Origin of the sequence: Spirabiliibacterium mucosae (assembly GCF_014884965.1) — a bacterium.
GTDB lineage: Bacteria > Pseudomonadota > Gammaproteobacteria > Enterobacterales > Pasteurellaceae > Spirabiliibacterium > Spirabiliibacterium mucosae.
Genome location: NZ_JABTBO010000016.1, coordinates 1 through 14,901, shown reverse-complemented (window position 1 = coordinate 14,901; position 14,901 = coordinate 1). Strand labels below are relative to the sequence as shown.

The following is a 14,901-nucleotide window of genomic DNA, read 5'->3' as shown; positions in this document are numbered from 1 at the left end:
ATTATTCAAGCAGCTGCTTGAGATTTTTCTTCATTAAATCCATTTTGCTGGCGTAGCGTTCTTTGTTTTCCGCCTCGTCAATCATATACATAATGGTTTCAGATAGCGTCATTTTCATCTTGCGGGAGTGGCGCGACAGCCGTGCCCAAACGTGGTATTCCAAGTCAATGGACTTTTTCTTGGTGCTGCGTTTTTCGCCATTGAAAAACCGCTTGCGCCGCGCGCGTATGGCTTGGTCGAGTTTGATAGTCAAATCAGGGGCGAGGTGTTGGGTGATCCACTGTTCAATCAAGGCGGGGTAATTTTGCGCTTGCAGCAGCGCATTGGCTTTATCTTCCGCCAGGCTTTGCTCGTCATAACGGGTGATATTCTCGCCATTGCGGATTTTTTTGGCCAAATAGAGCCACTTCCACTGTGCTTCTTGATTTTCCAGTTTTTGATATTTCATCACGCCCCCTGTTGCTTGATTCGTGACAATGTCACTTTTAGGCAGTATACACGCCTTTTTAGGCTTTGTGAATGGCTAGGCGGCATAAAAAAGCCTGCAAATGCAGGCCTTATAATTATTTGTGATGGTTAATTTGCTGGTTAACTTTATAAACGAAAATCGCCCCTAAAACAACAAATACAACAAGCCCGATTGTGATACCCATTAGGAACCTCCTGTCATAGTCTGTTCATGCATTCGTCTGCAGCTTCTACCGCCAATGATATTATCGCATAGCGTCATTTTCTGTAAATCCTAAAATGCCATGCGATATATTCTATGTGGAGATTTAACTGTTTGATGTATAATACCCAAAGTTAAATTAATTGAGAGAATACTGTGAGCATACAACCCCTTTCTTACCAAGCCTTGGCCCCGCAACCGCACTTTGAGTTTGACATCCGCCCAACGCAGCCGTTTATGGCGCTGCAGCCGCGTGCGTGCTCGGCCTTGGTGGATTTGCTGCAAGCAAATGTGGGGCAGGCGTTGGTGCTCAAATGTGAGGGCATGGCGGTTTATGGCGAGCTGATTGCGCAATTTGTCCGCGAGCAGGGGCAAACGAACGTGCGCAGCGCACTTTATTACCACCATGCGGCGCTTTTTGGCCGCGTGCACAGTGCTGACGGCCAGCTGCATTGTGAACCAGGCTTGTTGCATCATGCCGACGGCGGTGTGCTGTTGCTTGGCATTGAGCCGCTGCTGGCGCACCCGCAATGGTGGTTCACGCTCAAAAATGCGCTGCAAACACACTCGCTGGCTTGGGCGGTGCCCGATAAAGTCAATTTGCCTTCACCCAAGCCTGCCGCCGTGGCGTTTAAGCTAGTGCTGCTGGGCTCGCGTGAGCAGCTTGCCGCACTGGCGCAACTTGATGATGCGTTGTATGAACTGGCGCAATACAGTGAAATTGAGCACTATTTCGACACCCGTACGCCGGCGAACCTCGCGCTGTGGGCAGGGTTGGTGCAAGGCATCGCCCATGAGGCCAAAGCGCACTTTGATGAAAGCGGCCTGCGTGCGCTCTATCAACTCGGCGCGCGTGAAAGTGAAGACGCCCAACTGCAACCCATTGCGTTGGCCAAGCTGCAAAGCCAAATTCACGCCATGACCGCACTTTGCCAAGATGGCGTGATTGACCAAAGTGCGGTTTGGCACTATGCCGATCGTATTCGCTTTCAACAAGCTGCATTGGCGGATTTAAGCCTGCGGGAATACGTCAATCAGCAAATTTTTATCGAAACCACAGGCGCGCGCGTGGGGCAGGTGAATGGCTTGTCGGTGGTGGAATACGCCGGCACCCCGATAAGCTTTGGTGAACCCAGCCGCATCACCTGTACCGTGCAATTAGGTGAGGGGGAAATCACCGACGTGGAGCGCAAAAATGACCTAGCTGGCAACGTGCACGGCAAAGGCACCATGCTGGCGCAATATTGCTTGGCGCATTTGCTCAACCTGCCGGCGCAATTGCCGTTTTCAGCCGCGATTGTGTTTGAGCAATCCTATTCTGACATTGACGGCGACAGCGCCTCTTTAGCACAATTTTGCGCCTTGGTCAGCGCGCTGGCAGGTGTGGCGGTCGCTCAGCATATCGCCATCACAGGCGCTATCGACCAAAGCGGGCAAGTACACAGCGTTGGCGGCGTGAACCAAAAAATTGAAGGCTTTTTTGCCCTTTGCCAACAGCGTGGGCTGACCGGCGAGCAGGGCGTGATTATCCCAAAAATCACGCTTTCCCAATTGAGCCTGCGCCCAGAGGTGATAGCCGCCGTGCAAGCGGGGCAGTTTCATCTTTGGTGTGTTGAAAATGTTGAACAAGCGTTAGCTATTTTAACGCACACGCCACTGTTTAGTGACGACCTTGCACTTGAGTCGCTTTCCGATCTGATTTCAGCGCGGCTTGAGAACAAAACACAAAGTGCGGTTGGCCACTTTTATAGTGTGATTACGCGCGGTTTAGTGAAATTTAAGAAATAATTCAGCATACACTTGTTAGCTGTTTTCAATTGTGATTTTCTCTGTTAGAATGCCCCCATTGCAGCGCTAAAAAAGGAGAACACAGCGATGAGCAACAGCGTTAACAAACAAGCGTCGTACAACTATGAAGAGTTGATTGCCTCTGGCAAGGGTGAACTGTTCGGCCAAGATGGCCCGCCATTGCCAGCCCCGCCGATGCTGATGATGGACGAAATCACCCACATGAGTGAAGACGGTGGTAACTTTGGCAAAGGCTACGTTGAGGCAGTGTTCAACATCAAGCCGGATTTGTGGTTTTTTCAATGCCATTTTATCAATGACCCTGTGATGCCAGGCTGCTTGGGGCTTGATGCCATGTGGCAATTGGTCGGGTTTTATCTCGGCTGGCTTGGCGGCAAAGGCAAAGGCCGCGCACTCGGCGTGGGCGAGGTGAAATTCACCGGCCAAATCCTGCCGAGCGCCCAAAAAGTGGTATATCGCCTGCACCTTAAACGCGTAATCAACCGCAAATTGGTGATGGGCGTGGCTGATGGCGAGGTTGAGGTTGATGGCCGCGTGATCTACACCGCAACCGATCTCAAAGTGGGCCTATTCCAAGACACCACCACATTTTAATTGCTTTCACAAACCGCACTTTAGGCCTTAAAGTGCGGTTTTTTTGTTGTATAATGAGCCTTTAAATGCGCAAAACAAGGAGCCTTATGCCACGTTTTCTATTATTAAGTTTAAGCCTGTTGCTGGGCGCTTGTGCTCACACGCCACCTGCGCAAGACAGCGCGTTGCCAAGCTACCAAGCTGCACACCAAACGCCACAACCCCAAGCAGCCAAAAAAGACAATCAAAATCAACAGCCTAGCCTGCTCAATGCCAGCGATTATGCCCCGCCAGTCCCACAACGGCCGGTGCGCATGGCGCCAAGCATTGGCGTGGGCTATGGCTTTGGGGATTTTTACGGCCCAAGCGTTGGCGCAAGTTTTTATCCATGGTGGTGGTAAAAGCATAATAACTAGATGATTTTTCGTATTTATTAGAGTATTATATAGCCACACATCAACATAACTTATTAGGGATCATTGCCGCGCGTCTTGCGTGCGCCTTTTTTATGCGCAAAATCACCCCGTGTTGCCTTTAAAACGGCTTTTATTGCGCAGGCTCGCAGGCGGCGGCCTTGGAGAAAAAATGGAACAGTTACAAGACATTACAACCCAAGCACTGGATGCCATTGCCAATGCCAATGACATCGCCACACTTGATGCGGTGCGGGTTGACTATTTTGGGAAAAAGGGGCAGTTTACCGCCTTGATGCAAGGCCTGCGCGATGTCAGCCCTGAAGAGCGACCAGCGGCAGGGCAAAAAATCAACGCTGCCAAAGTGCAAGTGCAAGAGGCGCTCAACAGCCGCAAAACCGCACTTGAGCAAGCACAACTCAACGAACAACTCGCCAAAGAGGCACTCGATGTGTCACTGCCAGGGCGCAACAGTGACACTGGCGGCCTGCACCCGGTGACCATCACCATCAATCGCGTGACCCAATTTTTCTCAGAGCTGGGCTTTAGTGTTGAACAAGGCCCAGAAATTGAAACCGATTACTACAACTTTGATGCGCTCAACATTCCAGCGCACCACCCAGCGCGCGCAGACCACGACACCTTCTGGTTTGATGTCAACCGCCTGCTGCGCACCCAAACCTCTGGCGTGCAAATCCGCACCATGGAAAAACAACAGCCGCCAATTCGCATCATGGCGCCTGGGCGTGTGTATCGTAACGATTACGACCAAACGCACACCCCGATGTTCCACCAAATTGAGCTGTTGTTTGTGGATAAAAAAGCCAATTTCACCGAGCTCAAAGGCCTGCTGCACAGCTTTTTGCGCAACTTCTTTGAAGAGGATTTGAAAATCCGCTTCCGTCCGTCTTATTTCCCGTTCACTGAGCCGTCAGCTGAGGTGGATGTGATGGGCAAAAACGGGAAATGGCTTGAAGTGCTCGGCTGCGGCATGGTGCACCCAAATGTGCTGCGCAACGTCGGCATTGACCCGAATGAGTATTCTGGCTTTGCGGTCGGCATGGGGGTTGAGCGTTTAACCATGTTGCGTTACAACGTCACAGATTTGCGAGCGTTTTTTGAAAATGATTTGCGCTTTTTGAAACATTTAAAACGCTGTAAGGTGAGATAGATGAAATTAAATGAATTGTGGCTGCGTGAGTGGGTGAACCCTGCCATTTCAACAGCCGAATTAGCAGAACAAATTACCATGCTCGGCCTTGAAGTGGACGGCATTGAGCCTTGCGCGGGTGAATTTTCAGGCGTGGTGGTCGGTGAAGTGGTGGAATGTAAACAACACCCGAATGCCGACAAATTGCGCGTGACCAAAGTCAATGTGGGCGCTGATGCTTTATTGGATATCGTGTGTGGCGCGCCAAACTGCCGCCAAGGCTTGAAAGTGGCCTGCGCCACCGTGGGCGCGGTGCTGCCAGGTGATTTTAAAATCAAAAAAGCCAAATTGCGCGGCGAGCCATCTGAAGGCATGTTGTGCTCGTACAAAGAGCTCGGCATTGAGCTTGACTCCAGCGGCATTATCGAGCTGCCAGCTGACGCGCCCGTAGGGCAAGATTTGCGCCAATACCTCGGGCTGGACGACAACGCGATTGAAATCAGTCTCACTCCTAACCGCGCGGACTGCCTAAGCGTGCGCGGCGTGGCGCGTGAGCTGGGTGTGGTCAACCAAGCCGATGTTCAAGAGCCTGTCATTGAGCAGGTTAACGCTACCTTGAGCGATAAAGTGTCGATTGACGTGCAAGCACCACAAGCCTGCCCGCGCTACTTAGCCCGCGTGGTGAAAAATGTCGATCTCAGCGCCAAAACGCCACTGTGGATGCAAGAAAAATTGCGCCGTTGTGGCTTGCGCTCGATTGACCCTGTGGTGGATGTCACCAACTACATTTTGCTTGAACTCGGCCAGCCAATGCACGCCTTTGACGCCGACAAACTCGCGCAACCGATTGTGGTGCGCATGGCCAACGAGGGTGAGCTGCTGACGTTGTTAGATGAAAGCGAAGCCAAATTACAAGCCAACACCTTGGTGATTGCCGACCAAAACGGCCCCGTCGCGATGGCCGGGATTTTCGGCGGCTTGGCCACGGGCGTGAGTAGCGAAACCAAAAATGTGATTTTGGAATCCGCCTTTTTTGCGCCGTTGGCCATCACTGGCCGTGCCCGCCAATACGGGCTGCATACGGATTCCTCCCACCGCTTTGAACGCGGCGTGGATTATATGTTACAACGTCACGCAATGGAGCGCGCGACCGCACTTTTAATCGCCATTTGTGGCGGTGAAGCCGGTGAAATTTGTGAAGTAGTCAGCGAGGAAAACTTGCCAAAACAAACCAGCGTGACACTGCGCCGCAGCAAGCTCGATGCGCTGCTTGGCCATCACATTGCTGATGACACCGTGACCGACATTTTAACCCGCCTTGGGTTTGATGTGGCCTTTTCGAATGACCAATGGACAGCCAAACCGACCAGCTGGCGGTTTGATATCGCCATTGAGGAAGATTTGATTGAAGAAGTGGCGCGCATTTATGGCTATAACGCCATCCCAAATTGCGCACCACTTGCGCATTTGACCATGCGTGAGCACAAAGAGGCCGATGTGGCGCTTTCACGCATCAAAACCGCACTGGTCGATCGTGACTATCAAGAAGCGGTGACGTACAGCTTTGTTGACCCGAAAGTGCAACAAAAATTGCACCCAGAGCAGCCTGCGCTGATTTTGCCAAACCCAATCTCGGCAGATATGTCAGCGATGCGTTTGTCGTTGCTGCCAGGGCTTTTGGGCGCGCTGGTGTATAACCAAAATCGCCAACAAAATCGCATCCGCTTGTTTGAAACAGGCCTGCGCTTTATCCCTGATGAAAGCGCCGAAGCGGGCGTGCGCCAAGAATTTGTGCTCAGCGCTGTGATCACCGGCCCACGCCACAATGAAAACTGGTTTGAAAAAAGCGAAAGTGCGGATTTTTATGACCTCAAAGGCGATTTAGACAGCATTTTGAAGCTCACCCGCGCAGGCAGCCGTGTGAGCTATTTCAGCAAAGCCTTCCCGCCTTGCACCCAGGCCAATCCGCTGCGATTGTGCTTGACGGCCAAGAGGTGGGCTTTATCGGCAGCGTGCACCCACAAATTGCCCAAAGCTTAGGCCTCAATGGCCGCGTGATTGCGTTTGAAATTTTGTGGTCCGCCATTGCCGAGCGCGACATTGTGCAAGCCAAGCCAATTTCTCGTTTTCCTGCCAACCGCAGGGATATTGCTGTTGTGGTCAGCCAAGAAGTGGCCGCAGCAGATGTTGTTGCAGCATGCCGTGACGCTGCAGGTGAAACGCTCACTCAAGTTAACTTGTTTGATGTTTATCAAGGCACAGGAGTGGCCGATGGGTGTAAAAGTCTTGCGATCAGCTTGATTTTACAAGACCGACAAAAAACGCTCGAAGAAGACGATATTACCCAGATAGTATCGAATGTTGTATCTGAGTTGAAGCAGCGTTTTAATGCTTATTTGAGAGATTAAACTATGACTTTGACGAAAGTAGAAATTGCAGATCATTTGATTGAAAAGCTCGACTTGAGTAAACGTGAGGCCAAAGAGCTGGTGGAGAGCTTTTTTGAGCAAATTCGCACCTGTTTGGAACAAGGCGAAGATGTCAAGCTCTCCGGCTTTGGAAATTTCCAACTGCGTGACAAAAATCCCGCCCAGGGCGCAACCCGAAAACGGGTGAAAGTGTTGCCGTTTCGGCCCGCCGCGTAGTGGTGTTTAAGCCGGGGCAAAAACTGCGCTCACGCGTGGCGCAACAACATTCTCGCAAGGGCTAAGGGTGCGTTGATGTTGCGCGCAACCCTGACCGCGCTCATGCTGGCGGCCTTGGTGGGCTGCTCGTCGAGTGGCGGTGATGAAGAACGTGTGGCAAGCACAGGGCACTACAACACCCACTTGCCAGACCCCATCTATACCATCGCCCAGCTCAGCGAGCAGCAACACAGCTGGCAGGGCACACCTTATGTGCTCGGCGGGCAATCACGCCGCGGGGTGGATTGCTCAGGCTTTGTGCAAACCACCTTTGCCCAGCGTTTCAACATCAAGCTGCCACGCACCACCAAAGCACAAGCCAAGCAAGGCGTGCGGGTGGCCAAGCGTGATATTCAAACAGGCGATTTAGTCTTCTTTAAAACAGGGCGGGGGCCGAATGGCTACCACGTGGGGATTTATGTCAAAGACGACTTGTTCTTGCATGCTTCCACCAAAGGCGGGGTGATTTATTCCTCGCTCAACTCGCCCTATTGGAAAAAGGTTTATTGGCAAACTCGGCGGCTTTAAGCCACGGGTGTAATTATCTTAAAAAGGAGTGTTTATGAGCACATTAACATACGCATTAATTACCGTTATCGGCGCCTTGGGCATGATCGTTTTTCTCGGCACGCTGATTTTCTCTTAATTAAAAAGCCATGGTTTCATGGCTTTTTTCATCTCTGCTGACCGCACTTTGGGTTTTTGCTTGTCTTACACAGGCCTAAGCCAGTATCATAACCCACAGGAAGTTAACACAGGATAATAACAATGAAAAAAATCGAGCAATTGCTGGCCAACAACCACAGTTGGGCCATCCGCATGCAGCAAGAAAATTCCAACTATTTCAAAGAGCTGGCAGAACATCAAAAACCCAACTACCTCTGGATTGGCTGCTCAGACAGCCGCGTGCCGGCCGAAAAACTCACCAACCTCGGCCCCGGCGAGCTGTTTGTCCACCGCAACGTGGCCAACCAAGTCATCCACACCGATCTCAACTGCCTCTCCGTGGTGCAGTACGCCATCGACGCCCTCGATGTGGAGCACATCATCATTTGCGGGCACACCAACTGTGGCGGCATCAAAGCCGCGATGGAAAACAAAAGCCTTGGGCTCATCGACAACTGGTTGCTACACCTGCGCGACATCTGGCTCAAACACAGCCACCTCTTTGGCTCCATCCCGCCTGAAGAGCGCGCCAATATGCTCACCAAGCTCAACGTGGCAGAGCAGGTGTATAACCTCGGCTGCTCATCTATCGTGCGCGCCGCGTGGGACAGAGGCAAAAAGCTCTCACTCCACGGCTGGATGTACGACGTCGGCGACGGCTTTTTACACGACATGGGCGTTATCGCCACCAGCCGCGAAACCCTTGAAATCACCTACCTCAACGCCATCGCACGGCTGCTCTCCAGCACCAGCGATAAAAAATTCACCGAAACCGAAGAACCTGTGAAAATTCGGTTCAGTGAGGGGGAGTAGGGTAAGTGGATCGGGCTGAAATTAGAAAGGGGCAAAGTTTCGTTCTTTACTGATCTAATTTTGTGTTAAACACTCATAAACGAGTCCACGGAGGTTATCATGCAAAATGTGCAAGCAAAATCACGAGAACAGCAGGATACCATGCAAGATATACTCTTATCTGCCTTTGAGCAATCGTTGACCGAAGAGCAAAAATTTTTGAAAAGCATACTAGACAGTCAAATCAAAACCTACCCGCATGAAGAAGTGATGATTGATTTGCGTAGAATATTAAAGACTAGGCTGTGAAATCGATTTATTGAACCAATTGGCCAGTAGACTCACGGCAGCTCAGAGTGGTAAAAGTGCGGTTGAGAATAACGCTTTCAGGTCATAATAAGTATCCAAAGCAAGCCGAGCGCATGACGAAACAGAAGACTAAAAAACGACGGCTAGAGGGTGGTTGAATCATTAGTACCTTTATTAGTACCAAAAGACAAGGCGATGGAGTTTTGGTAATACGTTTTGGTGAGATGATTTTGGCGTATTACTAAACGTATTACTAAAAATTTGGCTTGCTATTGTGTGATAAACCAGTCCTAACGTCATGCTGAATAAGGGATATTTCATCTTTAGTCTTAGAACCACGGGGTTGCAGCACAATTCTAGCGTGGTTCTTCCCGTGGTTCAAAAAGTATTTTATTGGGTTCAATTCTATACAACTGCATTAGACATTAAAAAAGCCCTAAAGGCTTGTCGCTCTAGGGCTTGTTTAACTTTCTTCAACTGTGTTTTACATCGATTTGGTGGAGCTGGGGGGAGTTGAACCCCCGTCCGAAATTACTCTACCTTCAGCACTACATGTTTAGTCTATCTTTGATTTCACTTACCCACTGCGGACAGACACGCGATAGATAAGCTAGCTTGATTCAATTTAACGCTTCGATCCCCAAGCCTAGGCGTCCGCGCGATCTCGTTTGGTTTGACTCCTCTTGACCCCCGTCTTACGAGCTGAAGCTAGGGAGAGAAGGCTCTGAGCAGGTTATTAAGCTGCTAGTGCGTAGTTTTCGTCGTTTGCGACTATTGTTTTGCGGTTTGTTAACGAGGCCTACCGCACCTCGACATGCACCTTGGGCTTCGCTAATCCCGTCGAATCCTAGATCAGCCCCAAATAGTGGTTCAGTATAACCTACTTTTTAGCGTGAATAAAGGGCGCTGAGGTTGTACTTTGTGCCTTTTTTGTTCACTTGGTCAATCAAATACTGCACCAGCAGTGCCACCGGCCGGCCTGTGGCGCCTTTTTCCACGCCCGACTTCCACGCGGTGCCGGCGATGTCAAGGTGCGCCCAGGTGTAGTTTTCAGTGAAATGGGACAAAAACGCCCCCGCGGTGCTCGCGCCACCCCAACGCCCGCCAATGTTGGCCAAATCGGCAAAATTGGATTTCAGCTGCTCGCTGTATTCCTCGCCTAACGGCAGTCGCCAGGCTTTGTCGTCGGCTTTTTGCGCAGCCTCTAAAAGTGCGGTGGCCAGCGCGTCATCTGGGCTGAGCAGGCCGCTATTGTGTTGGCCTAGCGCCACCACGCAAGCACCCGTGAGGGTGGCGATGTCGATCACCACCTCAGGGTTGAGGCGTTCCACATAGGTGAGCGCATCGCACAGCACCAAGCGCCCTTCCGCGTCGGTGTTGAGCACTTCGACACTCAGGCCGTTCATTGTGGTGAGGATGTCGCCTGGGCGGTAGGCATTGCCGTCGGGCATATTTTCACAGCCAGCCAACACGCCGATAACGCGCACAGGCAGCTGCAATTGGGTTAACGCCTTCATCACGCCATACACCGCGGCCGCGCCGCCCATGTCGTATTTCATCTCGTCCATGTCGGCACTCGGTTTCAGCGAGATGCCGCCAGCGTCAAAGGTCAAGCCCTTGCCCACCAGTACAATCGGTTGTGCGTTCGCATCGCCCGTGTTGTTGTAATCGATCAGCGACATGAACGCGGGATTTGTTGAGCCGCGAGACACCGCCAAATAAGCGTTCATGCCCAGTGTTTGCATTTCAGCTTCGTCAATCACGGTGGTAGTGACAACGTCACAGTCTTGCGCTAGCTCGCGTGCGCACTCGGCTAAATAAGCTGGGTTGGCAATATTCGCTGGCAGGTTCGCGATGTCTTTGGTCGCCTTCACACCAAAGGCAATGGCTTGCGCTTCCACCAGTGCGGTTTCAAGGTTGCTGTCTGCGTGCTCAGACCAAAATTGTACCTTGCGCAATGCCACCACTGGCGCTTTTTCTTTTTTGAAGCGGTCGAACACATAACTCGAGCGCGCAAGCTGCTCAACGGCGAACCGCACTTTCCAATAGGTGTCGCGCTCGCGCACGTCCAACTGGTGCAAACAGCAAAGTGCGGTTTCTGCCCCGCTGCTTTTCAACGCCGTGAACACGGCCGCCCATATTTTTTGGTATTGTCGCGCGTCGAGTTTGTCTCTTTTGCCTGCGCCCACCAGCAACACGCGCTGGGCGGCAATGCCAGCAACATCATAAAGCATCACGGTTTGACCGCACTTTGCCTCAAAATCGCCGTTGTCGATCAACGCGCTGAGTTTGCCTTGCAGCGTGTCATCAATCTGTTGTGCGCACTCGCACAGCGCGGCGTCTTGATAGGCGCCGAGCACTAAGCAGTCCGCCGGCAGTGTCGCCAGCGCACCATTGATTAACGTATATTGCATTTTTTCTCCTTATTTTGGTAATGCATCGCCCGTTCATTATACGGATAGCGCAAAATAACGCTAGCAAAACACGCACAAGGCTTTTCACAAATGGGCGCAACTTGGGTATACTAACAAAATGCCCGTTTATTTAACCCAAAGGCGATAGCGTGATTTTACTGAGATATTTAACCCGCGAGATTTTCAAAAGCCAGCTGGCGATTTTATTCATTTTGCTGCTGATCTTTTTTGCCCAACAATTGGTGCGCGTGCTCGGCTCAGCCGTCAATGGCAACATTCCGTCCGATTTAATCTTTTCTCTGCTTGGCCTAGGCATGCCTACCATGGCGCAGCTGATGCTGCCGCTGTCGCTCTTTTTGGCGATTTTGATGACGCTGGGCAAGCTTTATGCCGACAGTGAAATCACGGTGATGCGCGCCTGTGGTGTGGGCCAGCGGATTTTGGTGAAAGTCGCGCTGATTTTATCGGTGCTGACCGCACTTTTAAGTGCCTACAACGTGTTTGTGCTCTCACCGTGGGCGATTAATAAACAAGTCACCTTGGTGGAGCAAGCCAAGGCAAACCCGAGCCTGTCGGCCCTCACGCCGGGGCAATTTATCGGCAGCCAAGACGGCAATTTTGTGCTGTTTATTGATTCGGTCAAGCGCAATCAGCTGGAAAATATCTACCTTTTCCAAACCCGCGAGCGCGGCAACGTCAAACCGTCGGTGCTGGTGGCCGAGCAAGGTGAGTTGTCCTCCCTGCCCAATGGCGATCAAATCTTAAAACTGCGCAACAGTGAGCGGTATGAAGGCAGCGCGGTGCTGCCGGATTTTAAAATCTCCCATTTTGAAGATTACCAAGCCTACCTCACCTTCAGTGAAGTGGAGGCAGAATCCGATAAAATTGAACGTTTGAACTTGCTTGAATTGTGGGCTGACAACTCGCCACAAGCCAAAGCGGAGCTGATGTGGCGCATTTCACTGGTGATTGCCGTGCCGCTGATGGCGCTGCTGGCCTTGCCGCTGAGCAAGGTCAACCCGCGCCAAGGGCGTTTTGCCAAAATGCTGCCAGCATTGCTGCTCTATTTGATTTATTTCTTGCTGCTCAGCTCATTTAAGTCCGCTGGCAGTGCGGGCAAGCTTGATGCGATGGTGATGATGCCACTGGTGCACGTGGCCTTTTTGCTGCTCGGCATTGTGCTCAATGCGTGGAACAGTGCGTTTATGTATAAAGTGCGGTCTTGGTTTTCACCCCGCGCCGCGTTGGAGGAATAACGATGTTTGGGGTTTTAGATCGCTATATCGGCAAAACGATTCTTGGCACCATTTTGGCCTCGCTGCTGATGCTGGTGGGGCTTTCGGCCATCATTAAATTTGTTGAGCAATTTCGCGACATCGGCAAAGGCAGCTACGACGGCCTGCAAGCGGTGTATTACACGCTGTTGACCATGCCGCGAGATATTGAAACCTTCTTCCCGATGGCAGTGCTGCTCGGCGCGCTGATTGGGCTGGGCACACTGGCGGCCAACAGCGAATTGGTGGTGATGCAGGCCTCGGGCTTTTCACGCTTGAAAATTGGCCTGGCGACGATTAAAACGGCCATCCCGCTGGTGCTGATCATTATGCTGCTGGGCGAATGGGGCATCCCGCAAACGGAGCAATTTGCCCGCAATATGCGCTCACAAGCCATGAGTGGTGGTGCATTGATTTCAGTGAAAAACGGCATTTGGGCGAAAGACGGCAACAATTTTGTCTATGTCCAGCAAATCAACGACGCCAATAAGCTGAAAAACATCTACATCTATCAATTTGACGGCGAGCGCAAGCTCAAAAACGTGCAATACGCCAACGAGGCAACCTTTGACCCGCAACAGCAGCAATGGGTCTTCAATCGCCTCAATGAAACGATTATTGGCCAAGATAAAATCGACAATAAAAACTACCTCAACCGCACTTGGGCCTCAAGCCTCACGCCCGACAAGCTGATGACAGTGAGCCTCAAGGCCAGCTCGCTGTCGATTTCAGGGCTTTATAACTACGCCAGCTTCCTCAAACAAAGCGGGCAAGACCCAACGCAATTTGAGCTGCTCTTTTGGCGCAAGCTGGTGCAGCCGTTTTCTGTCGGTGTGATGGTGCTGCTGGCGTTGTCGTTCATCTTTGGGCCGCTGCGCAGCGTCACCGCGGGTGCGCGCATTGTCACGGGCATCATCTCAGGCTTTGTGTTTTATGTGATTAACGAAACGTTCGGCAAAGTCACCATGGTGTTCGACATCCCACCCGTTGTGGGTGCCCTGCTGCCAAGCGTGCTCTTTTTGCTGATTACGTGGTGGATTTTAAAGCGAAAACGCACTTAAATGTGCAAAGTGCGGTCAAAACTGTTGAAAATTAAAGCGAACAAACATTTTTTTCGTTTTAATGCTTGCAAGTTTTTCTAATCTTCGTATAATGCGTCACACAAAGAGATTGCAGTAACTATCGCGCCTGGGTGGCGAAATTGGTAGACGCAGTTGATTCAAAATCAACCGCCTTCGGGTGTGCCGGTTCGAGTCCGGCCCTAGGCACCAACAAGCGATAAAATACAATCTAACAAAGTCAAACGAGCCCTAGAGCGACAAGTCTTTAGGGCTTTTTTAATGTCTAATGCAGTTGCATAGAATAAAACCAAATAAATTACTTTTTGAACCACGGGAAGAACCACGTTAGAATTGTGGTACAAAATTGAGGTTTTAAGGGTGAAATTATGACTAGAATAGTAACTCCGCTGCTCACTGATAGACAATGCTAAAAATTTAGAGAGAAAGAAAAGGTACTAGCTGACGGAGGTAGGCTTTATTTGCAATGCTTACAGGATAGCGGAAAGCTAAGTTGGCGTTTTAAGTATGAAAGATTAGCTCCCAAAAGATCATCAAAACAAAAAGACAACCAAATTGATTTTACAATACAATGTGGCTTAATTTATTGTATCTTCTACTAAATTTAGAGTTGAGTAAACTCGTAAAAAGGTCTAACTAAAGAGATAATATGCATAATTCTATATTTCAGTTTTGGATACGAGTAATGATAGATAAGGTGGTTTTGTGTTGAATCATAAACGATATTTTCTTGATTTGTTTTCAGGGGCGGGCGGTTTATCGGAAGGTTTTATCCAAGCTGGTTTTAATCCCATTGCTCATATAGAGTCAGATAAAGCAGCTTGTTTTACTCTTCGCACTCGCTCAGCGTATCACTGGTTAAAATCCAACCAAAAAGAAGATGTATATGAAAATTATCTGACAGGAAAAATAAGTAGAGATGAGTTTTATGCTTGTATTCCTGATGAAATCATGAACTCCGTAATTAACGAAACAATATCTGAGGAGTCTTTAGATAATATTTTTCTTGCCATTGATCATTTACTCAAAGATAAACTATTGACTTAATTATTGGAGGACCACCGTGTC

At 50.4% G+C, this 14,901-nt stretch carries 14 protein-coding genes, 1 tRNA gene, 1 other RNA gene and 2 pseudogenes; 15 read left to right on the top strand and 3 right to left on the bottom strand.

Annotation, left to right across the window (positions count from 1 at the left end):
* Position 1 precedes the first annotated feature (1 nt).
* Positions 2–448: a macrodomain Ter protein MatP gene (matP, locus tag HPC37_RS07140; protein WP_208122477.1), complete on the bottom strand. Its 447-nt coding sequence runs from the start codon at positions 446–448 to the stop codon at positions 2–4.
* A gap of 378 nt (positions 449–826) precedes the next feature.
* Between matP and HPC37_RS07135 the strand changes: the two genes are divergently transcribed.
* From HPC37_RS07135 to HPC37_RS11275, 11 genes and pseudogenes are all read left to right on the top strand, one after another.
* Positions 827–2,458 (top strand): AAA family ATPase, encoded by a 1,632-nt coding sequence (locus HPC37_RS07135; RefSeq protein WP_208122476.1) that lies wholly within the window; start codon positions 827–829, stop codon positions 2,456–2,458.
* A gap of 87 nt (positions 2,459–2,545) precedes the next feature.
* Complete coding sequence (gene fabA, locus HPC37_RS07130; protein ID WP_208122475.1) at positions 2,546–3,073, top strand: bifunctional 3-hydroxydecanoyl-ACP dehydratase/trans-2-decenoyl-ACP isomerase; 528 nt, start codon at positions 2,546–2,548, stop codon at positions 3,071–3,073.
* An 86-nt stretch (positions 3,074–3,159) separates the two neighbouring features.
* Positions 3,160–3,453: a hypothetical protein gene (locus HPC37_RS07125; RefSeq protein ID WP_208122474.1), complete on the top strand. Its 294-nt coding sequence runs from the start codon at positions 3,160–3,162 to the stop codon at positions 3,451–3,453.
* Between the two features lie 173 nt (positions 3,454–3,626).
* The gene (locus HPC37_RS11280; RefSeq protein ID WP_427915963.1) at positions 3,627–3,761 is read left to right on the top strand and encodes a hypothetical protein; all 135 of its coding nucleotides are present in this window, start codon (positions 3,627–3,629) and stop codon (positions 3,759–3,761) included.
* Positions 3,698–4,636: a phenylalanine--tRNA ligase subunit alpha gene (pheS, locus tag HPC37_RS07120; RefSeq protein WP_427915965.1), complete on the top strand. Its 939-nt coding sequence runs from the start codon at positions 3,698–3,700 to the stop codon at positions 4,634–4,636. Before HPC37_RS11280 ends, pheS begins: the two co-directional genes overlap by 64 nt.
* Positions 4,637–7,023: pseudogene (pheT, locus tag HPC37_RS07115) on the top strand (phenylalanine--tRNA ligase subunit beta).
* 3 nt (positions 7,024–7,026) lie between these two features.
* A pseudogene (locus HPC37_RS07110) lies at positions 7,027–7,325 on the top strand (integration host factor subunit alpha).
* Positions 7,326–7,335: 10 nt separating this feature from the next.
* Entirely contained in the window at positions 7,336–7,827 is a 492-nt protein-coding gene (locus HPC37_RS07105; RefSeq protein WP_235961539.1) for a C40 family peptidase, read from the top strand.
* A gap of 240 nt (positions 7,828–8,067) precedes the next feature.
* Positions 8,068–8,778 carry a carbonate dehydratase gene (can, locus tag HPC37_RS07100; protein WP_208122472.1) on the top strand — a complete coding sequence of 237 codons (711 nt, stop codon included), beginning with the start codon at positions 8,068–8,070 and terminating at the stop codon, positions 8,776–8,778.
* A 99-nt stretch (positions 8,779–8,877) separates the two neighbouring features.
* A complete protein-coding gene (locus tag HPC37_RS07095; protein WP_208122471.1) occupies positions 8,878–9,066 on the top strand; it encodes a hypothetical protein in 189 nt (62 codons plus the stop codon).
* Between the two features lie 10 nt (positions 9,067–9,076).
* The gene (locus tag HPC37_RS11275; protein ID WP_427915964.1) at positions 9,077–9,154 is read left to right on the top strand and encodes a VENN motif pre-toxin domain-containing protein; all 78 of its coding nucleotides are present in this window, start codon (positions 9,077–9,079) and stop codon (positions 9,152–9,154) included.
* A gap of 407 nt (positions 9,155–9,561) precedes the next feature.
* Here the strand turns inward: HPC37_RS11275 and ssrA are convergent.
* Both ssrA and HPC37_RS07080 read right to left on the bottom strand, forming a co-directional pair.
* Positions 9,562–9,926, bottom strand: a transfer-messenger RNA (tmRNA) gene (gene ssrA / locus HPC37_RS07085).
* A 27-nt stretch (positions 9,927–9,953) separates the two neighbouring features.
* Positions 9,954–11,480, bottom strand: a complete 1,527-nt coding sequence (locus tag HPC37_RS07080; protein WP_208122470.1) for a leucyl aminopeptidase — start codon at positions 11,478–11,480, stop codon at positions 9,954–9,956.
* 149 nt (positions 11,481–11,629) lie between these two features.
* Here HPC37_RS07080 and lptF point away from each other — a divergent pair, with 149 nt between their 5' ends.
* From lptF to HPC37_RS07060, 4 genes are all read left to right on the top strand, one after another.
* A complete protein-coding gene (lptF, locus tag HPC37_RS07075; protein WP_208122469.1) occupies positions 11,630–12,736 on the top strand; it encodes an LPS export ABC transporter permease LptF in 1,107 nt (368 codons plus the stop codon).
* A 2-nt stretch (positions 12,737–12,738) separates the two neighbouring features.
* Complete coding sequence (gene lptG / locus HPC37_RS07070) at positions 12,739–13,815, top strand: LPS export ABC transporter permease LptG (RefSeq protein ID WP_208122468.1); 1,077 nt, start codon at positions 12,739–12,741, stop codon at positions 13,813–13,815.
* A 125-nt stretch (positions 13,816–13,940) separates the two neighbouring features.
* Positions 13,941–14,025, top strand: a tRNA-Leu gene (locus HPC37_RS07065).
* Between the two features lie 513 nt (positions 14,026–14,538).
* Positions 14,539–14,880, top strand: coding sequence for a DNA cytosine methyltransferase (locus tag HPC37_RS07060; protein WP_208122467.1), 342 nt, complete (start codon positions 14,539–14,541; stop codon positions 14,878–14,880).
* The last annotated feature ends 21 nt before the right edge of the window (positions 14,881–14,901 follow it).

What these genes read in the sequence shown, in the direction of transcription:
- matP (WP_208122477.1), bottom strand. Translation starts at nt 448, where the DNA reads ATGAAATATCAAAAACTGGAAAATCAAGAAGCACAGTGGAAGTGGCTC.
- can (WP_208122472.1), top strand. Translation starts at nt 8,068, where the DNA reads ATGAAAAAAATCGAGCAATTGCTGGCCAACAACCACAGTTGGGCCATC.
- HPC37_RS07080 (WP_208122470.1), bottom strand. Translation starts at nt 11,480, where the DNA reads ATGCAATATACGTTAATCAATGGTGCGCTGGCGACACTGCCGGCGGAC.
- lptG (WP_208122468.1), top strand. Translation starts at nt 12,739, where the DNA reads ATGTTTGGGGTTTTAGATCGCTATATCGGCAAAACGATTCTTGGCACC.
- fabA (WP_208122475.1), top strand. Translation starts at nt 2,546, where the DNA reads ATGAGCAACAGCGTTAACAAACAAGCGTCGTACAACTATGAAGAGTTG.
- HPC37_RS07125 (WP_208122474.1), top strand. Translation starts at nt 3,160, where the DNA reads ATGCCACGTTTTCTATTATTAAGTTTAAGCCTGTTGCTGGGCGCTTGT.
- HPC37_RS07095 (WP_208122471.1), top strand. Translation starts at nt 8,878, where the DNA reads ATGCAAAATGTGCAAGCAAAATCACGAGAACAGCAGGATACCATGCAA.
- HPC37_RS07105 (WP_235961539.1), top strand. Translation starts at nt 7,336, where the DNA reads ATGTTGCGCGCAACCCTGACCGCGCTCATGCTGGCGGCCTTGGTGGGC.